12 protein-coding genes and 1 pseudogene are annotated in these 19,323 nt (G+C 74.2%); 9 read left to right on the top strand and 4 right to left on the bottom strand.

Going from position 1 to position 19,323, the window contains the following annotated elements; all coding sequences use genetic code 11:
* Positions 1 to 38: 38 nt before the first annotated feature.
* Positions 39 to 596 carry a sugar O-acetyltransferase gene (locus tag GA0070216_RS07910; protein WP_091241492.1) on the bottom strand — a complete coding sequence of 186 codons (558 nt, stop codon included), beginning with the start codon at positions 594 to 596 and terminating at the stop codon, positions 39 to 41.
* 139 nt (positions 597 to 735) lie between these two features.
* On the opposite strand from GA0070216_RS07910, the gene GA0070216_RS07905 reads away from it, so the two are divergent.
* On the top strand, positions 736 to 4,101 hold the full coding sequence (locus GA0070216_RS07905; protein WP_091241489.1) for a S8 family serine peptidase: 3,366 nt from the start codon (positions 736 to 738) through the stop codon (positions 4,099 to 4,101).
* Between the two features lie 118 nt (positions 4,102 to 4,219).
* Here GA0070216_RS07905 and dapD read toward each other — a convergent pair whose 3' ends face one another.
* Complete coding sequence (dapD, locus tag GA0070216_RS07900; RefSeq protein ID WP_091241486.1) at positions 4,220 to 5,176, bottom strand: 2,3,4,5-tetrahydropyridine-2,6-dicarboxylate N-succinyltransferase; 957 nt, start codon at positions 5,174 to 5,176, stop codon at positions 4,220 to 4,222.
* 81 nt (positions 5,177 to 5,257) lie between these two features.
* On the opposite strand from dapD, the gene dapE reads away from it, so the two are divergent.
* The gene (dapE, locus tag GA0070216_RS07895; RefSeq protein WP_091241483.1) at positions 5,258 to 6,331 is read left to right on the top strand and encodes a succinyl-diaminopimelate desuccinylase; all 1,074 of its coding nucleotides are present in this window, start codon (positions 5,258 to 5,260) and stop codon (positions 6,329 to 6,331) included.
* Between the two features lie 292 nt (positions 6,332 to 6,623).
* Here the strand turns inward: dapE and GA0070216_RS34425 are convergent, their stop codons facing one another.
* Positions 6,624 to 6,791 carry a hypothetical protein gene (locus tag GA0070216_RS34425; protein ID WP_176738871.1) on the bottom strand — a complete coding sequence of 56 codons (168 nt, stop codon included), beginning with the start codon at positions 6,789 to 6,791 and terminating at the stop codon, positions 6,624 to 6,626.
* A gap of 155 nt (positions 6,792 to 6,946) precedes the next feature.
* Here GA0070216_RS34425 and GA0070216_RS07890 point away from each other — a divergent pair.
* From GA0070216_RS07890 to GA0070216_RS07860, 7 genes and pseudogenes are all read left to right on the top strand, one after another.
* Positions 6,947 to 7,768: pseudogene (locus GA0070216_RS07890) on the top strand (LOG family protein); the annotation flags it as partial.
* A 175-nt stretch (positions 7,769 to 7,943) separates the two neighbouring features.
* Positions 7,944 to 8,489, top strand: a complete 546-nt coding sequence (locus GA0070216_RS07885) for an LOG family protein (RefSeq protein ID WP_091241479.1) — start codon at positions 7,944 to 7,946, stop codon at positions 8,487 to 8,489.
* A gap of 203 nt (positions 8,490 to 8,692) precedes the next feature.
* Positions 8,693 to 12,484: an ATP-dependent helicase gene (locus GA0070216_RS07880; RefSeq protein ID WP_091241475.1), complete on the top strand. Its 3,792-nt coding sequence runs from the start codon at positions 8,693 to 8,695 to the stop codon at positions 12,482 to 12,484.
* Positions 12,481 to 16,038: an ATP-dependent helicase gene (locus tag GA0070216_RS07875; RefSeq protein ID WP_091241471.1), complete on the top strand. Its 3,558-nt coding sequence runs from the start codon at positions 12,481 to 12,483 to the stop codon at positions 16,036 to 16,038. The genes GA0070216_RS07880 and GA0070216_RS07875 overlap by 4 nt, the downstream gene beginning before the upstream one ends.
* Before the next feature lie 200 nt (positions 16,039 to 16,238).
* Positions 16,239 to 16,442, top strand: a complete 204-nt coding sequence (gene cspE, locus GA0070216_RS07870; RefSeq protein WP_007464836.1) for a transcription antiterminator/RNA stability regulator CspE — start codon at positions 16,239 to 16,241, stop codon at positions 16,440 to 16,442.
* 222 nt (positions 16,443 to 16,664) lie between these two features.
* Positions 16,665 to 17,987: a DEAD/DEAH box helicase gene (locus tag GA0070216_RS07865; protein WP_091241468.1), complete on the top strand. Its 1,323-nt coding sequence runs from the start codon at positions 16,665 to 16,667 to the stop codon at positions 17,985 to 17,987.
* 376 nt (positions 17,988 to 18,363) lie between these two features.
* Positions 18,364 to 18,564, top strand: coding sequence for a hypothetical protein (locus tag GA0070216_RS07860; protein WP_091242641.1), 201 nt, complete (start codon positions 18,364 to 18,366; stop codon positions 18,562 to 18,564).
* 234 nt (positions 18,565 to 18,798) lie between these two features.
* On the opposite strand, the gene GA0070216_RS07855 is transcribed toward GA0070216_RS07860, so the two are convergent.
* Positions 18,799 to 19,323: an RrF2 family transcriptional regulator gene (locus GA0070216_RS07855; RefSeq protein WP_091241464.1), complete on the bottom strand. Its 525-nt coding sequence runs from the start codon at positions 19,321 to 19,323 to the stop codon at positions 18,799 to 18,801.

Genomic DNA, 19,323 nt, shown 5'->3' with positions numbered 1-19,323 from the left:
GCCCACCGATCTGACTGACGTTTTCGCAGCTCAAGCTGTTATGGCAGGGTGCGGATCACTCGTGCGGGGTTACCCACGGCGACCACGTTGGGTGGTAGGTCGCGGGTCACCACCGCGCCGGCCCCGACCACCGTGTTCTCCCCGACGGTCACTCCGGCGAGGACGATCACCCCACCGCCGAGCCAGGCGTTGTCGCCGATGGTGATCGGCTGGGCGGTCTCCCACCTGGCCCGGCGTGGCTCCGCCTCGACGGGGTGGGTGGCGGTGAGCAGTTGCACGTTCGGTCCGATCTGGACGTCGGTGCCGATGGTGATCCGGGCGACGTCGAGCAGGACCGCGTTGAAGTTGACGAAGCTGCGGGCTCCGAGGTGCGTCTGCCAGCCGTAGTCGCAGTGCAGTGGTGGGCGTACCCAGGCGTCCTCGCCAACAGTGCCGAGCAGGTCGCGCAGGGCGGCGAGCCGGCCCTGCGGGTCGTCGGCGGGGCTGCGGTTGAAGCGTTCGGTGAGCTGCGCCGCGCGGTCCAGGTCGGCGTTGATCTCGGGATCGTTCGCGATGTACGGCTCGCCGGCGAGCATGCGTTCCCTCATGGACGTCACCAGGTGATGGTCGCCGATCGGGCGTCCCGACGCCGGGAACCGGGTCGGCCGTGTCTCAGCAATGTGTCCGGACGGTCATCATTCGGCCTTCTCTTTGCATACCGAGTATGTAATTCTGGGCGTCGATGTGACTCCAGTCATGAAGACGCTCCAGAAGGAGGATCCGTTGCACGGAAGCAGAAGAACCGCGGCCGGTGGGCTGGTGCTCGCCCTGGCCCTCGGCCTGCCGGCGACGAGCGCGGGTGCCGCGCCCGCCGCCCAGTCCACGCCCCGGCCCGCCGCGCCGGCCGTGGGCGCCACCACGGTCACCCTGATCACCGGGGACCAGGTCACCGTCACCCGCACCGGTGGCACCGCCGTGCGCCCCGGCGCCGGCCGTCAGCACCAGCAGTTCCTGGTACGCCGCGAACGCGGTCACCTCTCCGTGGTGCCCCGCGACGCGCTGCCGCTGCTCCGCTCGGGCCAGGTCGACCGGCGGCTGTTCGACGTCACCGGCCTGATCGCCGCCCGCTATGACGACGCCCACCGCGACAGTCTGCCGCTGCTGGTGTCGTACCGCTCGGGGCAGGCCCGGCGCGGCGCGGTCGCGTTGCCCGGCACCCGGGTGACCCGCGAGCTGCCGGCGATCCAGGGCGCGGCCCTGAGCGCCGGCAAGTCCTCGGCCGGCGCGGTCTGGTCGACGCTCACCGGCGGTGCCGGCAGTGCCCGACTCGACGCGGCAGGGGGCGTCGAGCGGATCTGGTTGGACGGTCGGCGTGCACTCTCCCTCGACCACAGCGTGCCCCAGATCGGCGCACCCGCCGCCTGGGCGGCCGGCTACACCGGTAAGGGGGTGACCGTCGCGGTGCTGGACACCGGCGTCGACGCCACCCACCCGGACCTGGCCGGCAAGGTGACCGAGGCGCGCAACTTCAGCGACACGCCGGACCAGAAGGACACCGTCGGGCACGGCACCCACGTCGCGTCCACCATCGCCGGCAGCGGTGCCGCCTCCGGCGGGAAGTACAAGGGCGTCGCGCCGGACGCGAAGCTCCTCGACGGCAAGGTCTGCGAGGAGTTCGGCTGCGCCGAGTCGTCGATCCTGGCCGGCATGCAGTGGGCCACGGTCGACAAGAAGGCCGCCGTGGTCAACCTGAGCCTCGGCGGCACGGACACCCCGGAGGTCGACCCGCTGGAGGAGGCCGTCCAGACGCTGACCGCCCAGACCGGCAGCCTCTTCGTCATCGCCGCCGGCAACGACGGCCGGGACGGCTCGGTCGGCTCACCGGGCACCGCGGACGCCGCGCTCACCGTCGGCGCGGTCGACCGGGACGACGAACTGGCCGACTTCTCCAGCCGGGGTCCCCGGGTCGGTGACGACGCGCTCAAGCCCGACATCACCGCCCCCGGCGTCGACATCGTGGCCGCCCGCTCCGTCGACGGCCAGATCGGTGACCCGGTGGGGACGCAGTACGTCGCGCTCTCCGGCACCTCGATGGCCACCCCGCACGTCGCCGGCTCGGTGGCGTTGCTGGCCCAGCAGCACCCCGGCTGGAAGGCCGGGCAGCTCAAGGCGACCCTGATGGCCGCCGCCAAGCCGCACCCCACGCAGACCGCGTACGAGCAGGGCGCCGGCCGGGTGGACCTGACCCGGGCGATCACCGAGCAGGTCACCACCGACCCGGTCAGCGTCTCGTTCGGCCGGGCCCTCTGGCCGCACGGCGACGACGCCCCGATCACCCGGACCGTCGCCTGGCACAACGGTGGGTCGGCCCCGGTCACCCTCGACCTGACCGTCGAGGTGAAGGGGTCGGGCGGGAAGACCGCGCCGGCCGGCATGTTCACCCTCGGCGTCAACCGGATCACCGTCCCGGCCGGCGGCCGGGCCGAGACCACCGTCACCGCCGACACCCGGCTCGGCGTCGACGGCTACTGGACCGGTCGGGTGGTTGCCCGCTCGGGCAGCACCGTGGCGGTCACCCCGCTGGCGGTGCACCGGGAGGTGGAGAGCTACACCGTCACGCTCACCCACCTCGACCGCAGCGGCAAGCCCGGCGGCGACTACTCGACCGCCCTGGTCAACCTCACCGGGGGCGACCTGGTGGACGTCTCCGACTTCGACGGCGTCGCCGAGATCCGGGTCCCCAAGGGCCGGTACGGGCTGAGCAGCGTCTTCTTCGAGCCGGGTCCGGACGAGGAGTCGGGCGGGCTGGCCCTGCTCGCCCAGCCGGAGCTGGTGGTCAACGGCGACACGGCGGTCACCATCGACCTGCGGAAGGCCAAGCCGGTGCGGATGACCGTCCCGCAGGCCGACGCGAAGGTCGCCCTGGTCGACGTCGCCGCCAACTTCCTCACCCCCGACGGCGGCAGCTTCGGCTTCGGCATCGTCTCCTTCGACACCTTCGACGGGCTGTCCACCGGGCAGCTGGGCAAGGCGGTGTCGGCCGAGCAGTTCGTCGCCACCGTCAACAGCCAGTGGGCCGACCGCGAAGCCGAGTACAGCCCGTACCTGTACGCGCTGGCCGAGACCGTACCGGGCAAGCTGCCCAGCGGATTCGTCCGCGACTACCGCCCGCGTGACCTGGCCACGGTGGTGCACAAGTTCCGTGACCCGTACCCGAAGATGGAAGCCGAGCGGCTGGTCTTCCCGAACAACGGCTACAACCTCGGCGGCTGGGCGGTCGTGCTCGCCACCGACCTGCCCGGTCAGCGGGTCGAGCACTACAACACCAGGGGCGTGCGCTGGGAGTCCGAGCTGGACCTCGGCGTCCCCGACCCGGAGGGCTGGCTGGACGTGCAGGCCATCCTCCAGAGCCTGCCCACCGCCTATCCGGCCGGCCGCCGGGTCACCGAGACCTGGGGTGCCGCGCCGCTCGGGCCGTCCCTGCCCGCCCCGCGCTGGCCGCAGGACGGTGTCATCCGGATCGGGGACACCATCGTGGTGAGCGTGGCGCTGCACAGCGACGCGGCCGGGCACCCCGGCGGGTCGTTGAACGACAGCGCCCGTACCGCCCTGTGGCGCAACGGCAAGCTGGTGGAGGAGCTGGAGAACCCGGGGTACGGCGAGTTCACCGTGCCGAAGGGGGCCGCCGACTACCAGCTGACCGTCGGGGCCAAGCGGAACCTCACCGACCTCGGTACCGAGGTGGAGGCGAGCTGGACCTTCCGCTCGGGGCACGTGGCGGGTGACACGCCGAAGCAGCTGCCGCTGTCGGAGATCCGGTTCACCCCGCGGTTGAGCACCGACAACGCCGCGCCGGCCGGGCAGGTCTTCGCCGTACCGGTGCAGGTGCGGCGGCAGGTGGGCGCCGGCACCGCCAAGCTGGCGAAGCTCAGCGTCGACGTGTCGTACGACGGCGGGAAGACCTGGCGGCGGGCGACCGTGGTGAAGGTGCCGGGCCAGGGCACGGTGGCGCTGGTCAACCACCCGGCCGGCGCCGGGTACGTGTCCCTGCGGGCCACCGCCCGGGACACCGACGGCAACACCGCGAGCACCCGGATCATCCAGGCGTACCGCCTGAAGTGACCCGACGTCCGGGCCCGCGACGGTGACGTCGCGGGCCCGGACCGGTGTTGTTCGGGATCGACCGACCGGGCCGGGCCGGGCGGTCGTGGGCGGGCCGGTCGCCCTGCGGCGGGCCGGTTCAGTCGTTGGCGTGCAGGGCGGCGTTCAGCACGATGCCCCGACCGGTGCGCGGCTTCGCCTCCAACGCCCCGGTCACCGAGTTGCGCCAGAACAGCAGCCCGTCGACACCGGACAGCTCACGGGCCTTGACCACCCGGCCGTCCGGCAGGGTGATCTTGGAGGCGGCGGTCAGGTAGCAGCCGGCCTCGACCACGCAGTCGTCGCCGAGCGAGATGCCGACGCCGGCGTTCGCGCCGACCAGGCTCCGCTCACCGATGCGGACCCGGTCGGTGCCGCCACCGGAGAGGGTGCCCATGATCGACGCGCCGCCGCCGATGTCGGAGCCGTCGCCGACCACCACACCCTGCACGATCCGCCCCTCGACCATCGAGGTGCCCAGCGTGCCGGCGTTGAAGTTGACGAAGCCCTCGTGCATCACGGTGGTGCCGGTGGCGAGGTGCGCGCCGAGCCGGACCCGGTCCGCGTCGGCGATCCGCACTCCCGACGGCACCACGTAGTCGGTCATCCGGGGGAACTTGTCGACCCCGTACACGGCCAGGTGGCGGCCGGCGGCCCGCTCGATCACCCGCAGCTCGTCGACCCGCTCCGGCGGGCACGGCCCGGCCGACGTCCAGGCCACGTTCGCCAGTTGGGCGAAGATGCCGTCGAGGTTCAGCTCGTTGGGCCGCACCAGGCGGTGGGAGAGCAGATGCAGCCGCAGGTACGCGTCGGCGGCGTCCTTGATCGGTTCGTCCAGCGCGCCGATCACGGTGACCACCTGCACCGTACGCAGGCCGGGCAGGGCCCGCCCGCCGATCGCGCCGGGTGGCAGGTCGAGCACGTCGGCCTGGTCCTCGCCGGGGACCAGCGGCAGCTCGCCCAGGCCCAGCTTGCCGGTCGGGTACCAGGTGTCGAGCACCTGCTCGGCAGCGGTCACGGTGGCCAGGCCGATACCCCAGGCGGATTGGGACGTCACTGTTCTACCCTCTCGTTCGCGGCTGCGGGGGCGGTGGGCTCACCCCTCGCGCCCACCGTTCAGGACGGTACCGTGCGAACCATGGAGAACCCGCTCACCCCCGAGGTCCTGGCCGATCCGGTGGCGCTGACCCGTGCCCTGGTCGACATCGAGTCCGTCTCCCTCGACGAGAAGGCGATCGCCGACTGCGTCGAGGAGGTGCTGCGCCGGGTGCCGCACCTGAGCACCTTCCGGCACGGCAACACGGTGATGGCGCGGACCGACCTCGGCCGGGCCTCCCGGGTGGTGCTCGCCGGGCACCTGGACACGGTGCCGCTCAACGACAACTTCCCGTCGACCATGCGCGGCGACCTGATGTACGGCTGCGGCACCTCCGACATGAAGTCCGGGGTGGCCTTCGCGCTGCACCTGGCGGTGACCCTGCCCGACCCGCGCTACGACGTGACGTACCTTTTCTACGAGGCCGAGGAGATCGAGTCGCGGTACAACGGGCTCACCCTGGTCGCCGAGGCGCACCCCGAATGGCTCCAGGCCGACTTCGCGGTGCTGCTGGAGCCGACGTACGGCATCGTCGAGGTCGGCTGCCAGGGCACCATGCGGGCGGTCGTCACCCTGCCCGGCGAGCGGGCCCACGCGGCCCGGTCCTGGCTCGGGGTGAACGCCATCCACGGTGCGGGGGAGGTGCTGCGCCGGCTCTCGACGTACGAGGCGCGGCGAGTCACCATCGACGGCTGCGACTTCCGCGAGGGCCTGAACGCGGTACGGATCAGCGGCGGGGTGGCCGGCAACGTCGTTCCCGACCGCTGCGAGATCGAGATCAACTACCGGTACGCCCCGGATCGCGACCCGGCGGCGGCCGAGGCGCACCTGCGGGAGGTGCTCGCCGGCTACGAGCTGACGGTCACCGACGCGGCGGCCGGCGCACTCCCCGGGCTGAAGGCGCCGGTGGCCCAGGAGTTCCTGGCGGCGGTGGGCGCGGCCCCGAGGGGCAAGCTGGGTTGGACGGACGTGGCCCGGTTCGCGGCGATGGGCATCCCGGCGTTGAACTTCGGCCCGGGTGACCCCAACCTGGCCCACCACAAGGACGAGCACGTCGAGCTGACCAAGATCCGCGACGGCGCCGCCACCCTCCACCGCTGGCTAACCCCCGCGTAACCCACCCCCACCCACCCTGCCCCCACCCCCGCCACCCCGCCTCCCCTCGCCCCGCCTCGGCCCGGCCCGGCCCGGTGATCAAGAGGTTTGCGTCACGGGGAGCGCTTTCCTGGCCCGCAAACTTCTTGATCACCAGCCGCAAACCTCTTGATCACCAATGCGGGGGAGGGGTGCGGGTGGGGTGTGGGCGCGGGGAGGGGTGGGGGATGCATGGTGGGGCCCCGGGGTCGGGGACCGCCGGGGCCTTGGTGGGGCTGGGTGGGTGAGGCTCGGGTGGGCCGTTGGGTGGTCGTCAGACGGTGGTGAGGCGGGGATTGTCGGGTTCGGTGGGCTCGACGGGCTGGGCGGCGGGCTCCACCGGCACCTCCAGTTGTCGAGTGCGGCGGCGCTCGGCCACCACCTCGTTGATCCGTCGCTGCATCTGCCGGCGGATACGCATCCGCTCGTTGTTGCTGATCACGCTTGCTCCTCCCCCGAAGGCGCGCGCCGGGCCATACCCGGTATGTGAATAGTAAGACGTGCGGGCGACAGAATTAGTTGCCCATGATCGCGAACTTTTTCTGCGACCCGTCGGCCGGCACCGCCCTGACGTGCGGCTCCACTACGGTGGCTGTCATGAGTCAGACGAACGGGCGGCAGTCGGGCCGCGGTCCGGAGCGGCACCGGGGAGCGGTCACACTGCGTCGTGGTGCGATCCCCACCAGCACCGCTGACCAGCGGTTGTTGGACTCCCGGGGGCGCAGCGACTGGAAGACCAAGGACGCCTGGCGCGCGCTGCGGATCCTCTCCGAGTTCGTCGAGGGCTTCGACACGCTGGCCGACCTGCCGCCCGCGGTGAGCGTCTTCGGCTCCGCCCGTAGTAAACCCGACAGTCCGGAATGCCGGCTGGCCGAGGAGTTGGGTGCGGGCCTCGCCCGGGCCGGCTACGCGGTGATCACCGGCGGTGGCCCCGGCGTGATGGAGGCGGCCAACCGGGGCGCCAGAGAGGCCGGCGGTCTCTCCGTCGGGCTGGGCATCGAACTCCCCTTCGAGCAGGGGCTCAACGACTGGGTCGACCTGGCCATCGACTTCCGTTACTTTTTCGCCCGAAAGACCATGTTCGTCAAGTACGCCCAGGCCTTCGTCGTGTTGCCGGGCGGCTTCGGCACCATGGATGAGTTGTTCGAGGCGCTCACTCTGGTGCAGACCGGCAAGGTGACCCGCTTCCCGGTGGTGCTCATGGGCACCGCGTACTGGCGGGGGTTGCTCGACTGGTTGCGGGACAGCATGGCCGCCGAGGGCAAGATCGGCCCGGTGGACCTGGAGCTGATCTGCCTCACCGACGACGTTGACGCGGCGGTACGGCACATCGTCGAGGCCGAGGCGGCGCTCGCCGCCGACCAGGAGGCGGTACGCGAGGAGGCGGTCGCCCGGACCGCCGCCGACCAGCAGACCGCCCGCCGGGCCGCCGCCGTCGCAGACGCCGCCGACACGAAGTCCGGCAGCCCCGCGTCGAGCCGCGCCGATTCCGGCAGCCCGCCGTCCGGCAGCCCGCCGTCCGGTGAGGCCAGGCCCGGTGAGCCGGGGTCCGGTGCGGGCCGGGGCGTCATCGACGGTGGGGAGGGCTGAGACGGTGGCGGCGATCTGTGTCTTCTGCGCGTCCTCCCGTACCCTCGACCAGCGTTGGTTGGATCTGGCGGCCGAGACCGGGGCGGAGCTGGCCCGGCGCGGGCACACGCTGGTCAGCGGCGGTGGCTGCGTCGGCATGATGGGGGCCCTCGCCGACGGGGCGCGGTCGGCCGGCGGACGCACCGTCGGGGTGATCCCGCAGGCGTTGATGGACCTGGAGGTCTCCGACCTGGCCTCGGACGAGCTGCTCGTCACCGACAGCATGGCCAGCCGCAAGACCATCATGATCGAGAAGTCGGACGCCTTCCTGACCCTGCCCGGGGGCCTGGGCACGCTGGACGAGTTGTTCGAGGTCTGGACCACCGCCACCCTGGCCATGCACACCAAGCCGATGGTGCTGGTGGACACCGACGGCTTCTACCGGCCGCTGCTCGACTGGCTGGCCGCCATCACCGACCAGGCCTTCCTCAGGCCCGCCGGCCTGGAACTGCTCATGGTCAGCCCCACCGTCCCCACCGCGCTGGACGCCCTGGAATCTCGGCTGCCCTGATCCCGCACGCCCGGCCCTGGTCGGCACGCCCGGCCCTGGTCGGCACGCCCGGCCCTGGTCGGCACGCCCGGCCCTGGTCGGCACGCCCGGCTTCGGTCAGCACGCCCGGCTTCGGCCCGGTCCCTGGGGCTGGTCCTCGCGACGGGCGACGGGGCCGGGGTGGTGCGGTGGGTGGTGTCGTACCGGCGTGGTGGGATATAGGGGTGCAGGGGTACCGGCTGGTGCGCCGACCTGCCGGATCGGGCCCGGAGGGCGGGCGGTCCGCCACGAGCGTCCGGGGGGACGGTCGGCACGGCGGGGCGACCGAGGGGCCAGATCGGGCCGGGTCAGGCGTCGAGGGGAGGCCGCGGCCCGGGGGGTCAGCGGGCGATGCTCCGTATCCCGAGGGGGAGCCACGACCCTGGGGGGCGACGGGCGATGCCACGCACCCGGGGGTGCGCCGGCACGATCCGCTCCAGGCGGAGGTCGTGGCGCATACCGACGGGCCGATGCTGGTCCTCGGCGGGCCGGGCACCGGCAAGACCGGCACCCTGGTCGAGGCGGTCGCCGCCCGGGTCGCCGAGGGGGTCGACCCGGAGCGACTCCTGGTGCTCACCTTCAGCCGTCGGCAGGCCACCGAGCTGCGGCACCGGATCGAGGCCCGGATCGCCGCCGCCGGCCACCGGGTGCTGCGCGAGCCGTTGGTACGCACCTTCCCGGCGTACGCCTTCGGCCTGTTGCGCCGGGCCGCCGCCGAGCGCGGGGAGCCGTCCCCCCGGCTGCTCACCGGCCCCGAACAGGATCTGATCATCCGGGAGCTGCTGGACGTCGTCGGCACCGAACCCGACGACGACCCGGTCGGCTGGCCGGACGACCTGCTCCCCGCCCTGCGTACCCGGGCGTTCGCCGCCCAACTGCGTGACCTGCTGATGCGGGCCGCCGAGCGGGGGGTCGGCCCGGTCGAGCTGGCCCGGCTGGGCGAGAAGCTGGGCCGCACCGACTGGCCGGCCGCCGCCCGGTTCCTCCGGGAGTACGTCGCGGTCCTCGCGCTGCGCGACGTCAGCAACCGGGGCTCCGTGGCGTACGACCCGGCCGAGCTGGTCCGTGCCGCCACCGGCATGCTCCTCGACGATCCGGAGCTGTTGGAGGCCGAGCGTCGCCGGCTGGCCCACGTCTACGTCGACGAGTTGGCCGACACCGATCCGGCCCAGCAGGACCTGCTGGCCGTCCTGGCCGACGGCGGCCGGTCCCTGGTGGCCTTCGCCGACCCGGACTCCTCCACGTACGCCTTCCGGGGTGCCGACCCGGCCGTGGTGACCGCCTTCCCGCACCGGTTCCGGACAGCCTCCGGGGCACCGGCGGCGCAGGTCACCCTCACCACCTCCTACCGGGCGGGCCCGGTGCTGCTCGGGGCCACCGGTCGACTGGCCCGGCGGTTGCGCGGTCCGGCCGGGCACCGACGGCTGCGGCCGCTGCCCGACGCGCCGCCCGGCAGTGTCGAGGTGCGGGCCTTCCGCTCGGCCACCAGCGAGGCCGCCTGGCTGGCCCACGCGCTGCGCTCCGCCCACCTCCTCGACGGGGTGCCCTGGTCGGCGATGGCGGTGCTGGTCCGCTCGACCCACCTGCATCTGCCCTCGCTGCGCCGGGCGTTGCACACCGCCGGGGTGCCCACCGTCGTGCACGGCGAGGACCTGCCGCTGCACCTGCAACCCGCGGTCGCCCCGCTGCTGCTCCTGCTGCGCTGCGCACTCGAACCGGCCCGGCTGGACGAGGAGTCCGCGATCGCCCTGCTGCACTCGCCGCTGGGTGGGGCCGACCCGCTCGCCGAGCGGCGGTTGCGGCAGGGACTACGGGCGCTCGCGCTGGCCCGGGGCGACCGGCGGCCCTCCGGTGAGCTGATCGTCGAGGCCCTGGCCGACCCGGCGGAGCTGGCCGGCATCGAGCGGCGCTGGATCGAACCGGCCCGTACGGTGGCGGAGTTGCTGGCCACCGCGCGGACGGCGGCGGCGGTTCCCGGCGCCACCGCCGAGGACGTGCTGTGGGCGGTGTGGAGCGCCAGCGGGCTCGCCGAACGGTGGGCGGGGTCGATCAACCGGGGGCGGGCGGCCACCGGCGAGCACGAGACCGCCCAGCGCTGGCGGGCCGAGGCCGCCGACCGGGATCTCGACGCGGTGCTGGTGCTCTTCGACGCGGCGGCCCGGTTCGTCGACCGGCTGCCCGGCGCGCGGACCGAGGTCTTCCTCGACCACGTCCTCGGCCAGGACCTGCCGGCCGACACCCTGGCGGCCAGCGCCGACCGGGGGGCGGCGGTCCGTCTGCTCACCGCGCACGCCGCCAAGGGCCTGGAGTGGGACCTGGTCGCGGTGGCCGGCGTGCAGGAGGGCGTCTGGCCCGACCTGCGGCTGCGGGGCAGTCTGCTCGGCTCCGAACGGCTGGTCGACGTGCTGGTCGGCCGGGCGGACGGCACCGGTGCCCGGGCCAGCCTGGTCGGGCAGACCTCCGCCCTGCTCGACGAGGAACGCCGGCTCTTCCACGTGGCGGTGACCCGGGCCCGGCGTCGGCTGCTGGTCACCGCCGTCGCCTCGGCGGCCGTCGGCGGCGACGACCACGAGGAACAGCCCAGCCGCTTCCTGCACGAGCTGGGGGTCCCCGGCCCGGCCGGGGAGAGGCCGGCCCCGGGCCCGTCCGACGGCGGCCCCGGCCCGTCCGCGCCGCCCCCCACCCCGCCCGGCCCCTCCACCCCGCCTGGCCCGTCCGTCCCGCCCGTCCCGTCCGTCCCGTCCGTTCCCGCCTTACCGGGCCGGGCGGTTCCCGCCCCACCAGATCCGGGCAGGTCCGATCCCGCCACCGCCACCACCGCCACCACCGCCACCGGCGGTGCCGGTGTGGCGGGTCAGGAGTCTCGGCCGGAAACGGCCCCCCAGGGGGCACGCTCCCGCCAGGAGCCGTCGGCCGGGCGGGGTGATGTGGAGGAGGCGGACGATGGCCTGCCCGGCGAGCTGCCGGTGGGCCGCCCGCCCCGGGCACTCACCCTGTCGGCGTTGGTGGCGGAGCTGCGTACCGCGGTCACGGACCCGGCGGCGTCGGTGGCCCGGCGGCGCGCGGCGGCGGCCGAGCTGGCCCGGTTGGCCGCCGCCGGCATCCCGGGCGCGCACCCGGACGACTGGTGGGGGCTGCGGGGCCTGTCCGACGACCGGCCGCTGGTGGACGAGGGGGAACCCGTCCGGGTCACCCCGTCGGCGATGGAGAGCGCGTTGCGGTGCAGCCTGCGCTGGCTGCTCGAACGGCACGGTGGCAGCGGCCCGGCCAGCTCCGCCCAGGGGGTCGGCAACCTGGTGCACGCCGCCGCGATGCTGGCCGAGGACGCCAGCGCCGACCGGACCGCCCTGCTGGAGTACGTGGCCGCCCGGTTCGACGCGATCGAGCTGGCCGCCCGCTGGATGGTCGGCCCGGAACGGGAGCGCGCCGAGGCCATGGTGGACAAGCTGCTGCGCTGGCTGGCCGGCAACCCGCGCCGGCTGCTCGCCATCGAGCACGAGTTCGCGGTCCGCCTCGACGACCCGGCGCGTCCGATCGAGCTGACCGGCCGGGTGGACCGGCTGGAGGTCGACGCCGACGGCCGGCTCGTCGTGATCGACCTCAAGACCGGCAAGTCGACTGCGGTCACCGAGCGGGAGGTGGCCGAGCATCCGCAGCTCGGGGCGTACCAGGCGGCGGTGGAGGCGGGCGGCTTCGCCGAGTTCGGCGACGAGACCGGGGGAGCGGCGCTGGTGCAGCTCGGCACCGGAGCGAGGGACGCCCGGGAGCAGACCCAGGCCGCCGCCGGGCAGGGCCCCGAGGCCGGCTGGGCCACCGCCCTGGTCCGACGCACCGCCGATACGATGGCCGCCGCGACCTTCGCCGCCGTCGCCAATTCGAAGTGTCGGGTCTGCCCGGTGCGGACCAGCTGCCCGGTCTCCGGGCAGGGCCGCCAGGTCGTCGAGCCACCGGCTGTCGCGGACGAGGGGGAGCGGTGACCCAGCCGACCCTGTTCAGTGCCGCCACCCCCGTACCGCGGACCGCCGACGCCGGGCCGCGCTACACACCGGTGGAGCTGGCCCGGCTGCTCCGGCTGCCCGCCCCCACCACCGAACAGGCCGCGATCATCTCGGCCCCGGTCGCGCCGCTGCTGGTGGTGGCGGGCGCCGGCTCGGGCAAGACCGAGACGATGGCCGCCCGGGTGGTCTGGCTGGTCGCCAACTCGTACGTCCGCCCGGAGCAGATCCTCGGGCTGACCTTCACCCGCAAGGCGGCCGGCGAGCTGGCGCACCGGGTGCGTACCCGGCTCGACCAGCTGGTCCGGCGGCTCGGGCGGCGGGCCCGCAACCCGCTGGACGATCCGCTGGCCGGCGAGCCCACCGTCTCCACCTACCACTCGTACGCCGGCCGGATCGTCACCGAACACGGGTTGCGGGCCGGCTACGAACCCACCACCCGGCTGCTCACCGAGGCGTCCCGGTGGCAGCTCGTCGACTTGCTGGTGCGCAACTACGACGGCGACATGTCCGAGGTCGACCGGATGCCCAGCACCATCACCGACGCCGTGCTCGCGCTGGCCGGCGAACTCGACGAGCACCTGGTCGACCCGGACGCGCTGGCCGCCTGGACGGGCCGGTTCTTCGCCGACGTGCAGTCCCACCCGGGGCGGGTCTACGCCGACGTCCGCAAGGCGCTCCAGCTCCAGCGGACCCGGCTGAAGCTGCTGCCGCTGGTGCGGGCGTACGCCCGGCGCAAGGACGACTTCGAGGCGATGGACTTCGCCGACCAGCTCGCCCGGGCCGCCCGGGTGGCCCGGGACCACCCGGCGGTCGGCGCGGTCGAGCGGGACCGCTTCCGGGTGGTGCTGCTCGACGAGTACCAGGACACCAGCCACGCCCAGGTGGTGCTGCTCAACCACCTCTTCGGCGGCGGCCACCCGGTCACCGCGGTCGGCGACCCCTGCCAGTCGATCTACGGGTGGCGGGGGGCCAGCGCCGGCACGCTGGACCGGTTCCCCACCGACTTCGCCCGCGCCGACGGTGCCCCCGCCGAGGCGATGAGCCTCACCACCAGCTGGCGCAACCGGCCGGAGATCCTCGGCGTGGCCAACGCGCTGTCGGTGCCGCTGCGGGCCGCCGGTGCCCGGGTGCCGGAGCTGCACGCCGCGCTGAGCGTCCGCGATCCGATCCCGCACCGCAGCCCGCGCGGCCTGGCCGCCGGCACCGTGCACTGCGCGCTGCTGCCCACGTACGTCGCCGAGGCGGACTGGATCGCCGACAGCGTGCTCGCCGCCTGGCGGGGGGTGGCCCGGATGCCCGGCGCGCTGCCCGAGCACATCCCGGTGCCGCAGCGCCCCTCCACCGCCGTGCTGGTCCGGGTGCGCAGTCAGATCCCGGCGATCGAGGCGGCCCTGCGGGCCCGGGGGCTGCCGGTCGAGGTGGTCGGCCTGGGCGGGCTGCTGGACACCCCCGAGGTACGCGACGTGGTCTGCACCCTGCGGGTGCTCGCCGACCCGACCGACGGCGCGGCGCTGCTGCGCCTGCTCACCGGGGCGCGCTGGCGGATCGGGCCGCGTGACCTGGTGGCCCTGCACCGGCGGGCGCGGGTCATCGCAGGGGCCCGCCGGGAGCTGACCGGCGACGACGGGCCGGAGATCACCGTGGACGTGCTGGACGAGGCAACCCTGGTGGAGGCGTTGGCCGATCTGGGGCCGGCGCAGACGTACTCGGCGGAGGGCTACGCACGGCTGCGGTCGTACGGGATGGAGTTGGCTCTGCTGCGGTACCGGCTGGACCAGACGCTGCCGGAGCTGATCGCGGACGTGGAACGCACCATCGGCCTGGACGTCGAGGTGGCGGTCCGGGCCGGCCGGGACGGCACCGGCGACGCCGGGCTGGCCCGGGGGCACCTGGACGCCCTCGGCGACGTGGCGGCCCGGTTCAGCGGCGAGACCCCGGCGGCGACGCTGGCCGGTTTCCTGGCCTACCTGGCCGCCGCCGAGGACGAGGAGCGGGGGCTCTCCCCGGGCGAGGTGGAGGTGGTGGAGGGCGCGGTGCAGGTGCTCACCGCGCACGCCGCCAAGGGGCTGGAGTGGGACGTCGTCGCGGTCGCCGGGCTGGTCCGGGGCGGCTGGCCCGGCCAGGTCCGCAACTCCGACCACTGGCTGGGCGGGCTCGGGGTGCTGCCCTTCCCGCTGCGCGGCGACGCCGACGGGCTGCCCGTGCTCGACCTCGCCGAGGTGACCGACCAGCGCGGGGTGGCCCGGGCGGTGGCCGACTTCACCGACGCCTGGCGGGCCCACGACGAGCGCGAGGAACGCCGGCTGGCGTACGTGGCGGTGACCCGGCCCCGGCGGCTGCTGCTCTGCTCCGGGTACTGGTGGGGGGAGGGGACCAAACGGTTCCGGGGCCCGTCGGTGCTGCTGCGCGAGGTCTACGACGCCTGCCTGGCCGGCGGGGACGGCCTGCTGGTCGACGAGTGGGCGCCCGAGCCGGCCGGTGACGCGGTCAATCCGACCACCGAGCTGGTGTTGCGGGCCGACTGGCCGGCCGACCCGCTCGGCCCGCGACGGCCGGCGCTGACCGAGGCGGCGGCGCTGGTCCGCCGCTTCCTCGCCGACCCCGACGCGGCGCGCCGCGAGCTGCTGCCCGACCCGCAGGCCGCCGCACAGGCGTCCCACCGGCAGACCGCCGCGCCCCCGGCCGCCGCGCAGGCTGCCGCGCCCCTGGCTGCCGAGCAGGCGTCCGACCCGCAGGCTGCCGAGCAGGCGCCCGCCCTGCAGGCCGCCGAGCAGGTGCCGGGCCCGCAGGTCGCTGAGCCCGAGGCGGCGGAGTCGGAGGTGGTGCGCTGGCGGCGGGAGGCGGACCTGCTCCTGGCCGAGCGGGCGGAGCTGCTGCGGCAGGCCGAGGCGGTCGAGGTGGTGCTGCCCGGACATCTGTCGGTCACCCAGCTGGTGGCGTTGCGCCGGGACCCTACGCAGCTGGCCCGGACGCTGCGCCGACCGATGCCCGCCCCACCCAGCCCGTACGCCCGGCGGGGCACCGCCTTCCACGCCTGGCTGGAGCAGCGCTTCGGGGCCGACCGGCTGCTCGACGTGGACGAACTGCCGGGTGCGGCCGACGCGGATGCCGCGCCCGACGGGGCGCTGGCCGAACTCCAGGAGCGCTTCCTGGCCAGCGAGTGGGCCGACCGGGTGCCGGTGGAGGTGGAGGTGCCGTTCGCCACGGTGCTGGCCGGTGTGGTGGTACGGGGCCGGATGGACGCCGTCTTCTCCCGCCCCGGCGGCCGGTACGACGTGGTCGACTGGAAGACGGGCCGGCAGCCGACCGACGGCGAGGCCCAGGTGGTCGCGGTGCAACTCGCGGTCTACCGGCTGGCCTGGGCGGAGCTGGCCGGGGTGCCGGTGGACCGGGTGGGGGCCGCCTTCCACTACGTGCGGGACGGGGTGACGGTGCGGCCGGCGGACCTGCTGGACGCCGCCGGGCTGACCGAGATCATCGCCGGGTTGCCGGAAAACCCGGTGGGGGGTGGCGCGCTGGAAGATCCGTGGTAGGTTGTTCTTGTTGCAGTTTTGGTTTCCAGAGACTCTGTGTGCGCCTGGCGGATTGTAGCCCCAGGCGCTCTTTGTTGTGTCCGGAGCTCTCCGGGCGGGGCGACCAAAAACAACAGGCGATTCGCGCATCCCGCGCGGAGCGCTCCTCTTCGGGCCCGCAACAGGTGCGGGTTCGACGTTCCGTCAAGGAGACGAAACAGATGGCAATTGGCACCGTCAAGTGGTTCAACGCTGACAAGGGCTTCGGCTTCATCACCCCGGACGGCGGCGGCGCTGACGTCTTCGCCCACTTCTCGGCGATCCAGTCCTCCGGCTACCGGAGCCTGGACGAGAACCAGCGGGTCGAGTTCGAGGTGACCCAGGGCCAGAAGGGCCCGCAGGCGGAGAACATCCGCCCGCTCTGATCTTCGGATCGTCCCGGTAACACCCACCAGGTCCTCCGGACCCGGTGACGGACCGGTCCGCCGCGCCGCCCCCCGCTCCGGCGGGACGCGGCGTGCTGCGGCGGACCGGCCCGTACCCCATCGGTTCGTGCTTGTGAGTCCCCGACGGAGTGCTCCGTCGGAGACCGCGCCGACTCTCGGCGCCCTCCCTCGACACGTGCCGCGTCGAGGAAGGCATTTCGCATGACCATGACCATTCCCACCTTCGCCGCGACCGGCCTCGCGCCGGCGCTGCTCGCCGAGCTGACCAAGCAGGGCATCACCGAGCCGTTCCCGATCCAGACGGCCACCCTGCCGGACTCGCTGGCCGGCCGGGACGTGCTCGGCCGGGGGCGCACCGGCTCGGGCAAGACCCTCGCCTTCGGGCTCCCCCTGCTGCATCGCACCGCCGGCCACCGGGCCCGCCCGGGTCGCCCGCTCGCCCTGGTGCTGGTCCCCACCCGTGAGCTGGCCGCCCAGGTCACCACGGCGCTCACCCCGTACGCCCGGGCGCTGGGGCTGCGCTGCGCCACCGTGGTCGGGGGGCTCTCCCTCCAGCGGCAGGCGGACGCGCTGCGCGCCGGCACCGAGGTGCTGGTGGCCACCCCCGGCCGGTTGCACGACCTGATCAACCGGGGCGACGCCCGCCTCGACCAGGTCGCCATCACCGTGCTGGACGAGGCCGACCAGATGGCTGACATGGGCTTCCTGCCGCAGGTGACCAAGCTGCTGGAGCAGGTCGCTCCGAACGGCCAGCGGATGCTCTTCTCGGCCACCCTGGACGGTGGGGTGGACCGCCTGGTCCGCCGCTTCCTCAGCAACCCGGTGTCGCACTCGGTGGACCCGGGCACCGCCACGGTGACCGCGATGACCCACCACGTGCTGCACGTCGACGCGGCCGACAAGCCCACCGCGCTCACCCAGATCGCCGCCCGCGAGGGCCGCACCATCCTGTTCATGGCGACCAAGCACCGGGCCGACCGGATGGCCCGTCAGTTGCTCGCCAAGGGCGTCCGCGCCGCGGCGCTGCACGGTGGGAAGTCGCAGCCGCAGCGCACCCGGATCCTGGAGCAGTTCCGCACCGGCCAGGTGACCGCGCTGGTCGCCACCGACGTGGCGGCCCGGGGCATCCACGTCGACGGGCTGGACATGGTGGTCAACGTGGACCCGCCGACCGAGGCGAAGGACTACCTGCACCGCGGTGGTCGTACCGCCCGCGCCGGTGAGGCCGGTCAGGTGGTCACCCTGGTCCTGCCGGAGCAGCGCCGGGACGTCTCCCGGCTGATGAGCGTGGCCGGCATCAAGCCGCAGTCGACCCAGGTACGCCTCGACGACGGGGCGCTGGCCCGGGTGACCGGGGCCCGTGAGCCGTCCGGGGTGCCGGTGACGATCGTCGCCCCGACGCCCACCCCGGCCGCCCGGCCGCGTGCCGCCGTCGGTGGCGGCAACGGTGGCGGTGGGGAGGGTGGCCGGTCGCACCGGGCGTCGGGCCGGTCCCGTCGCCCGCGTCGCCCGCGTACCGCCTGACCGGCGGCCTGTCCGCCTGACCGGGGTGCTGTCCCGTCCGGGGGCGGGAGTCCGCAGGGGCGGACAGCGTGCTTGCCGTCGTGTTCGATCGAGATCGACTCAGTGGGGCCGATGTTGCGGTGTCATCGTGCCGAAGATGCCGCAACATCGGCCCACCTGAGTCGATCTTGTTTTGGGCGTGCGGTGATCGGGTCGCCGTCCCACTTGGGGGACGGTGTGGGGTCGGGTGTGAACTCTCAGTGATCATGCCGACGGGTAGGTCGGTTTGCCGGCTCTATTGCGTCCGATCGGTGACTGTTCCATCGGGCCCGGCTGGTCGAAGCTTGCTCCCGGGGGAAAGAGCCGGCCGGCACGGTCGGGCACGGGAGGGGTGACCATGGGGGGCGACGCTGAGTCGGGGGCGGGGCGCGAGCTACTGGTGGTGTTAGCCGTGGCCGGCGCCGGGCTCCTGCTCGCCATGGTCGCGGCGTTCGCGCCCTGGCACCCGAGGCCGGGGCGGGCCGCCCCGGCCGGGCTGGTCGAGTTGCACAGTCCCGATGAGGGGCGTCCGCCGACGGTCGAGCTGACCGCCGGCTGAGTCGGCCCTGCGGGAGCCGGTGGGGGCGGTGGGTCCGGTCGTCCGTCCGACCGTCGAATCCTGGGGGGTCGACGGTCGGACGGACGTTACGGATCACCGGTCGGGCGCCGTCAGCGGGACGGTGCCGTCACCGGTCGGGCGCCGTCAGCGGGACGGTGCCGTCACCGGTCGGATGCCGTCAGCGGGACGGGTGCCCGTCAGCGGGTCGGGTGGCCGTCACCGGTCGGGTGCCCGTCAGCGGGCGGGGGTCTGCTCCTGGTGGACCAGCAGGTCGGTGAGCGTGGTCCGGTCGACCACCACGGCGATCGCGCCGTCCACCGCGAGCCAGACGTCGCGCAGGCCGGTGGCCACCCCGTGGTAGCCGGCATCTCCGGCGGGCAGCCCGCGTACGGTGGTCAGTGATCCACCGACGGCGCGCAGCACGTCCCCGACGCTGATCCGCGACGCGGGCCGGGTCAGCGCGTAGCCGCCTTCGGTGCCCCGGTGACTGTGCAGCAGGCCCGCGCGGCGCAGGTCGAGCAGGATGCCCTGGAGGAAGCTCAGCGGGATGCCCTGCGCCTCCGCCAGGCGCGCGGCCTTGACCAGTTCGCCACCGCCACCGCCACCGCCACCGGGTCGGCCGTCCCCGCCGTCGGGTCGGGTGGGCTCGCGGTCGGGTCGGGTGGGCTCGCGGTCGGGTCGGGTGGGCTCGCCGTCGCCGGACGCGGCGACGGCGAGCATGGCCCGGAGCGCATAGTCGCTGCGCGCGGAGATGTACAC

The organism is Micromonospora matsumotoense (assembly GCF_900091525.1).
Taxonomy (GTDB): Bacteria; Actinomycetota; Actinomycetes; order Mycobacteriales; family Micromonosporaceae; genus Micromonospora; species Micromonospora matsumotoensis.
This window is presented reverse-complemented; position numbering and strand designations above follow the sequence as displayed.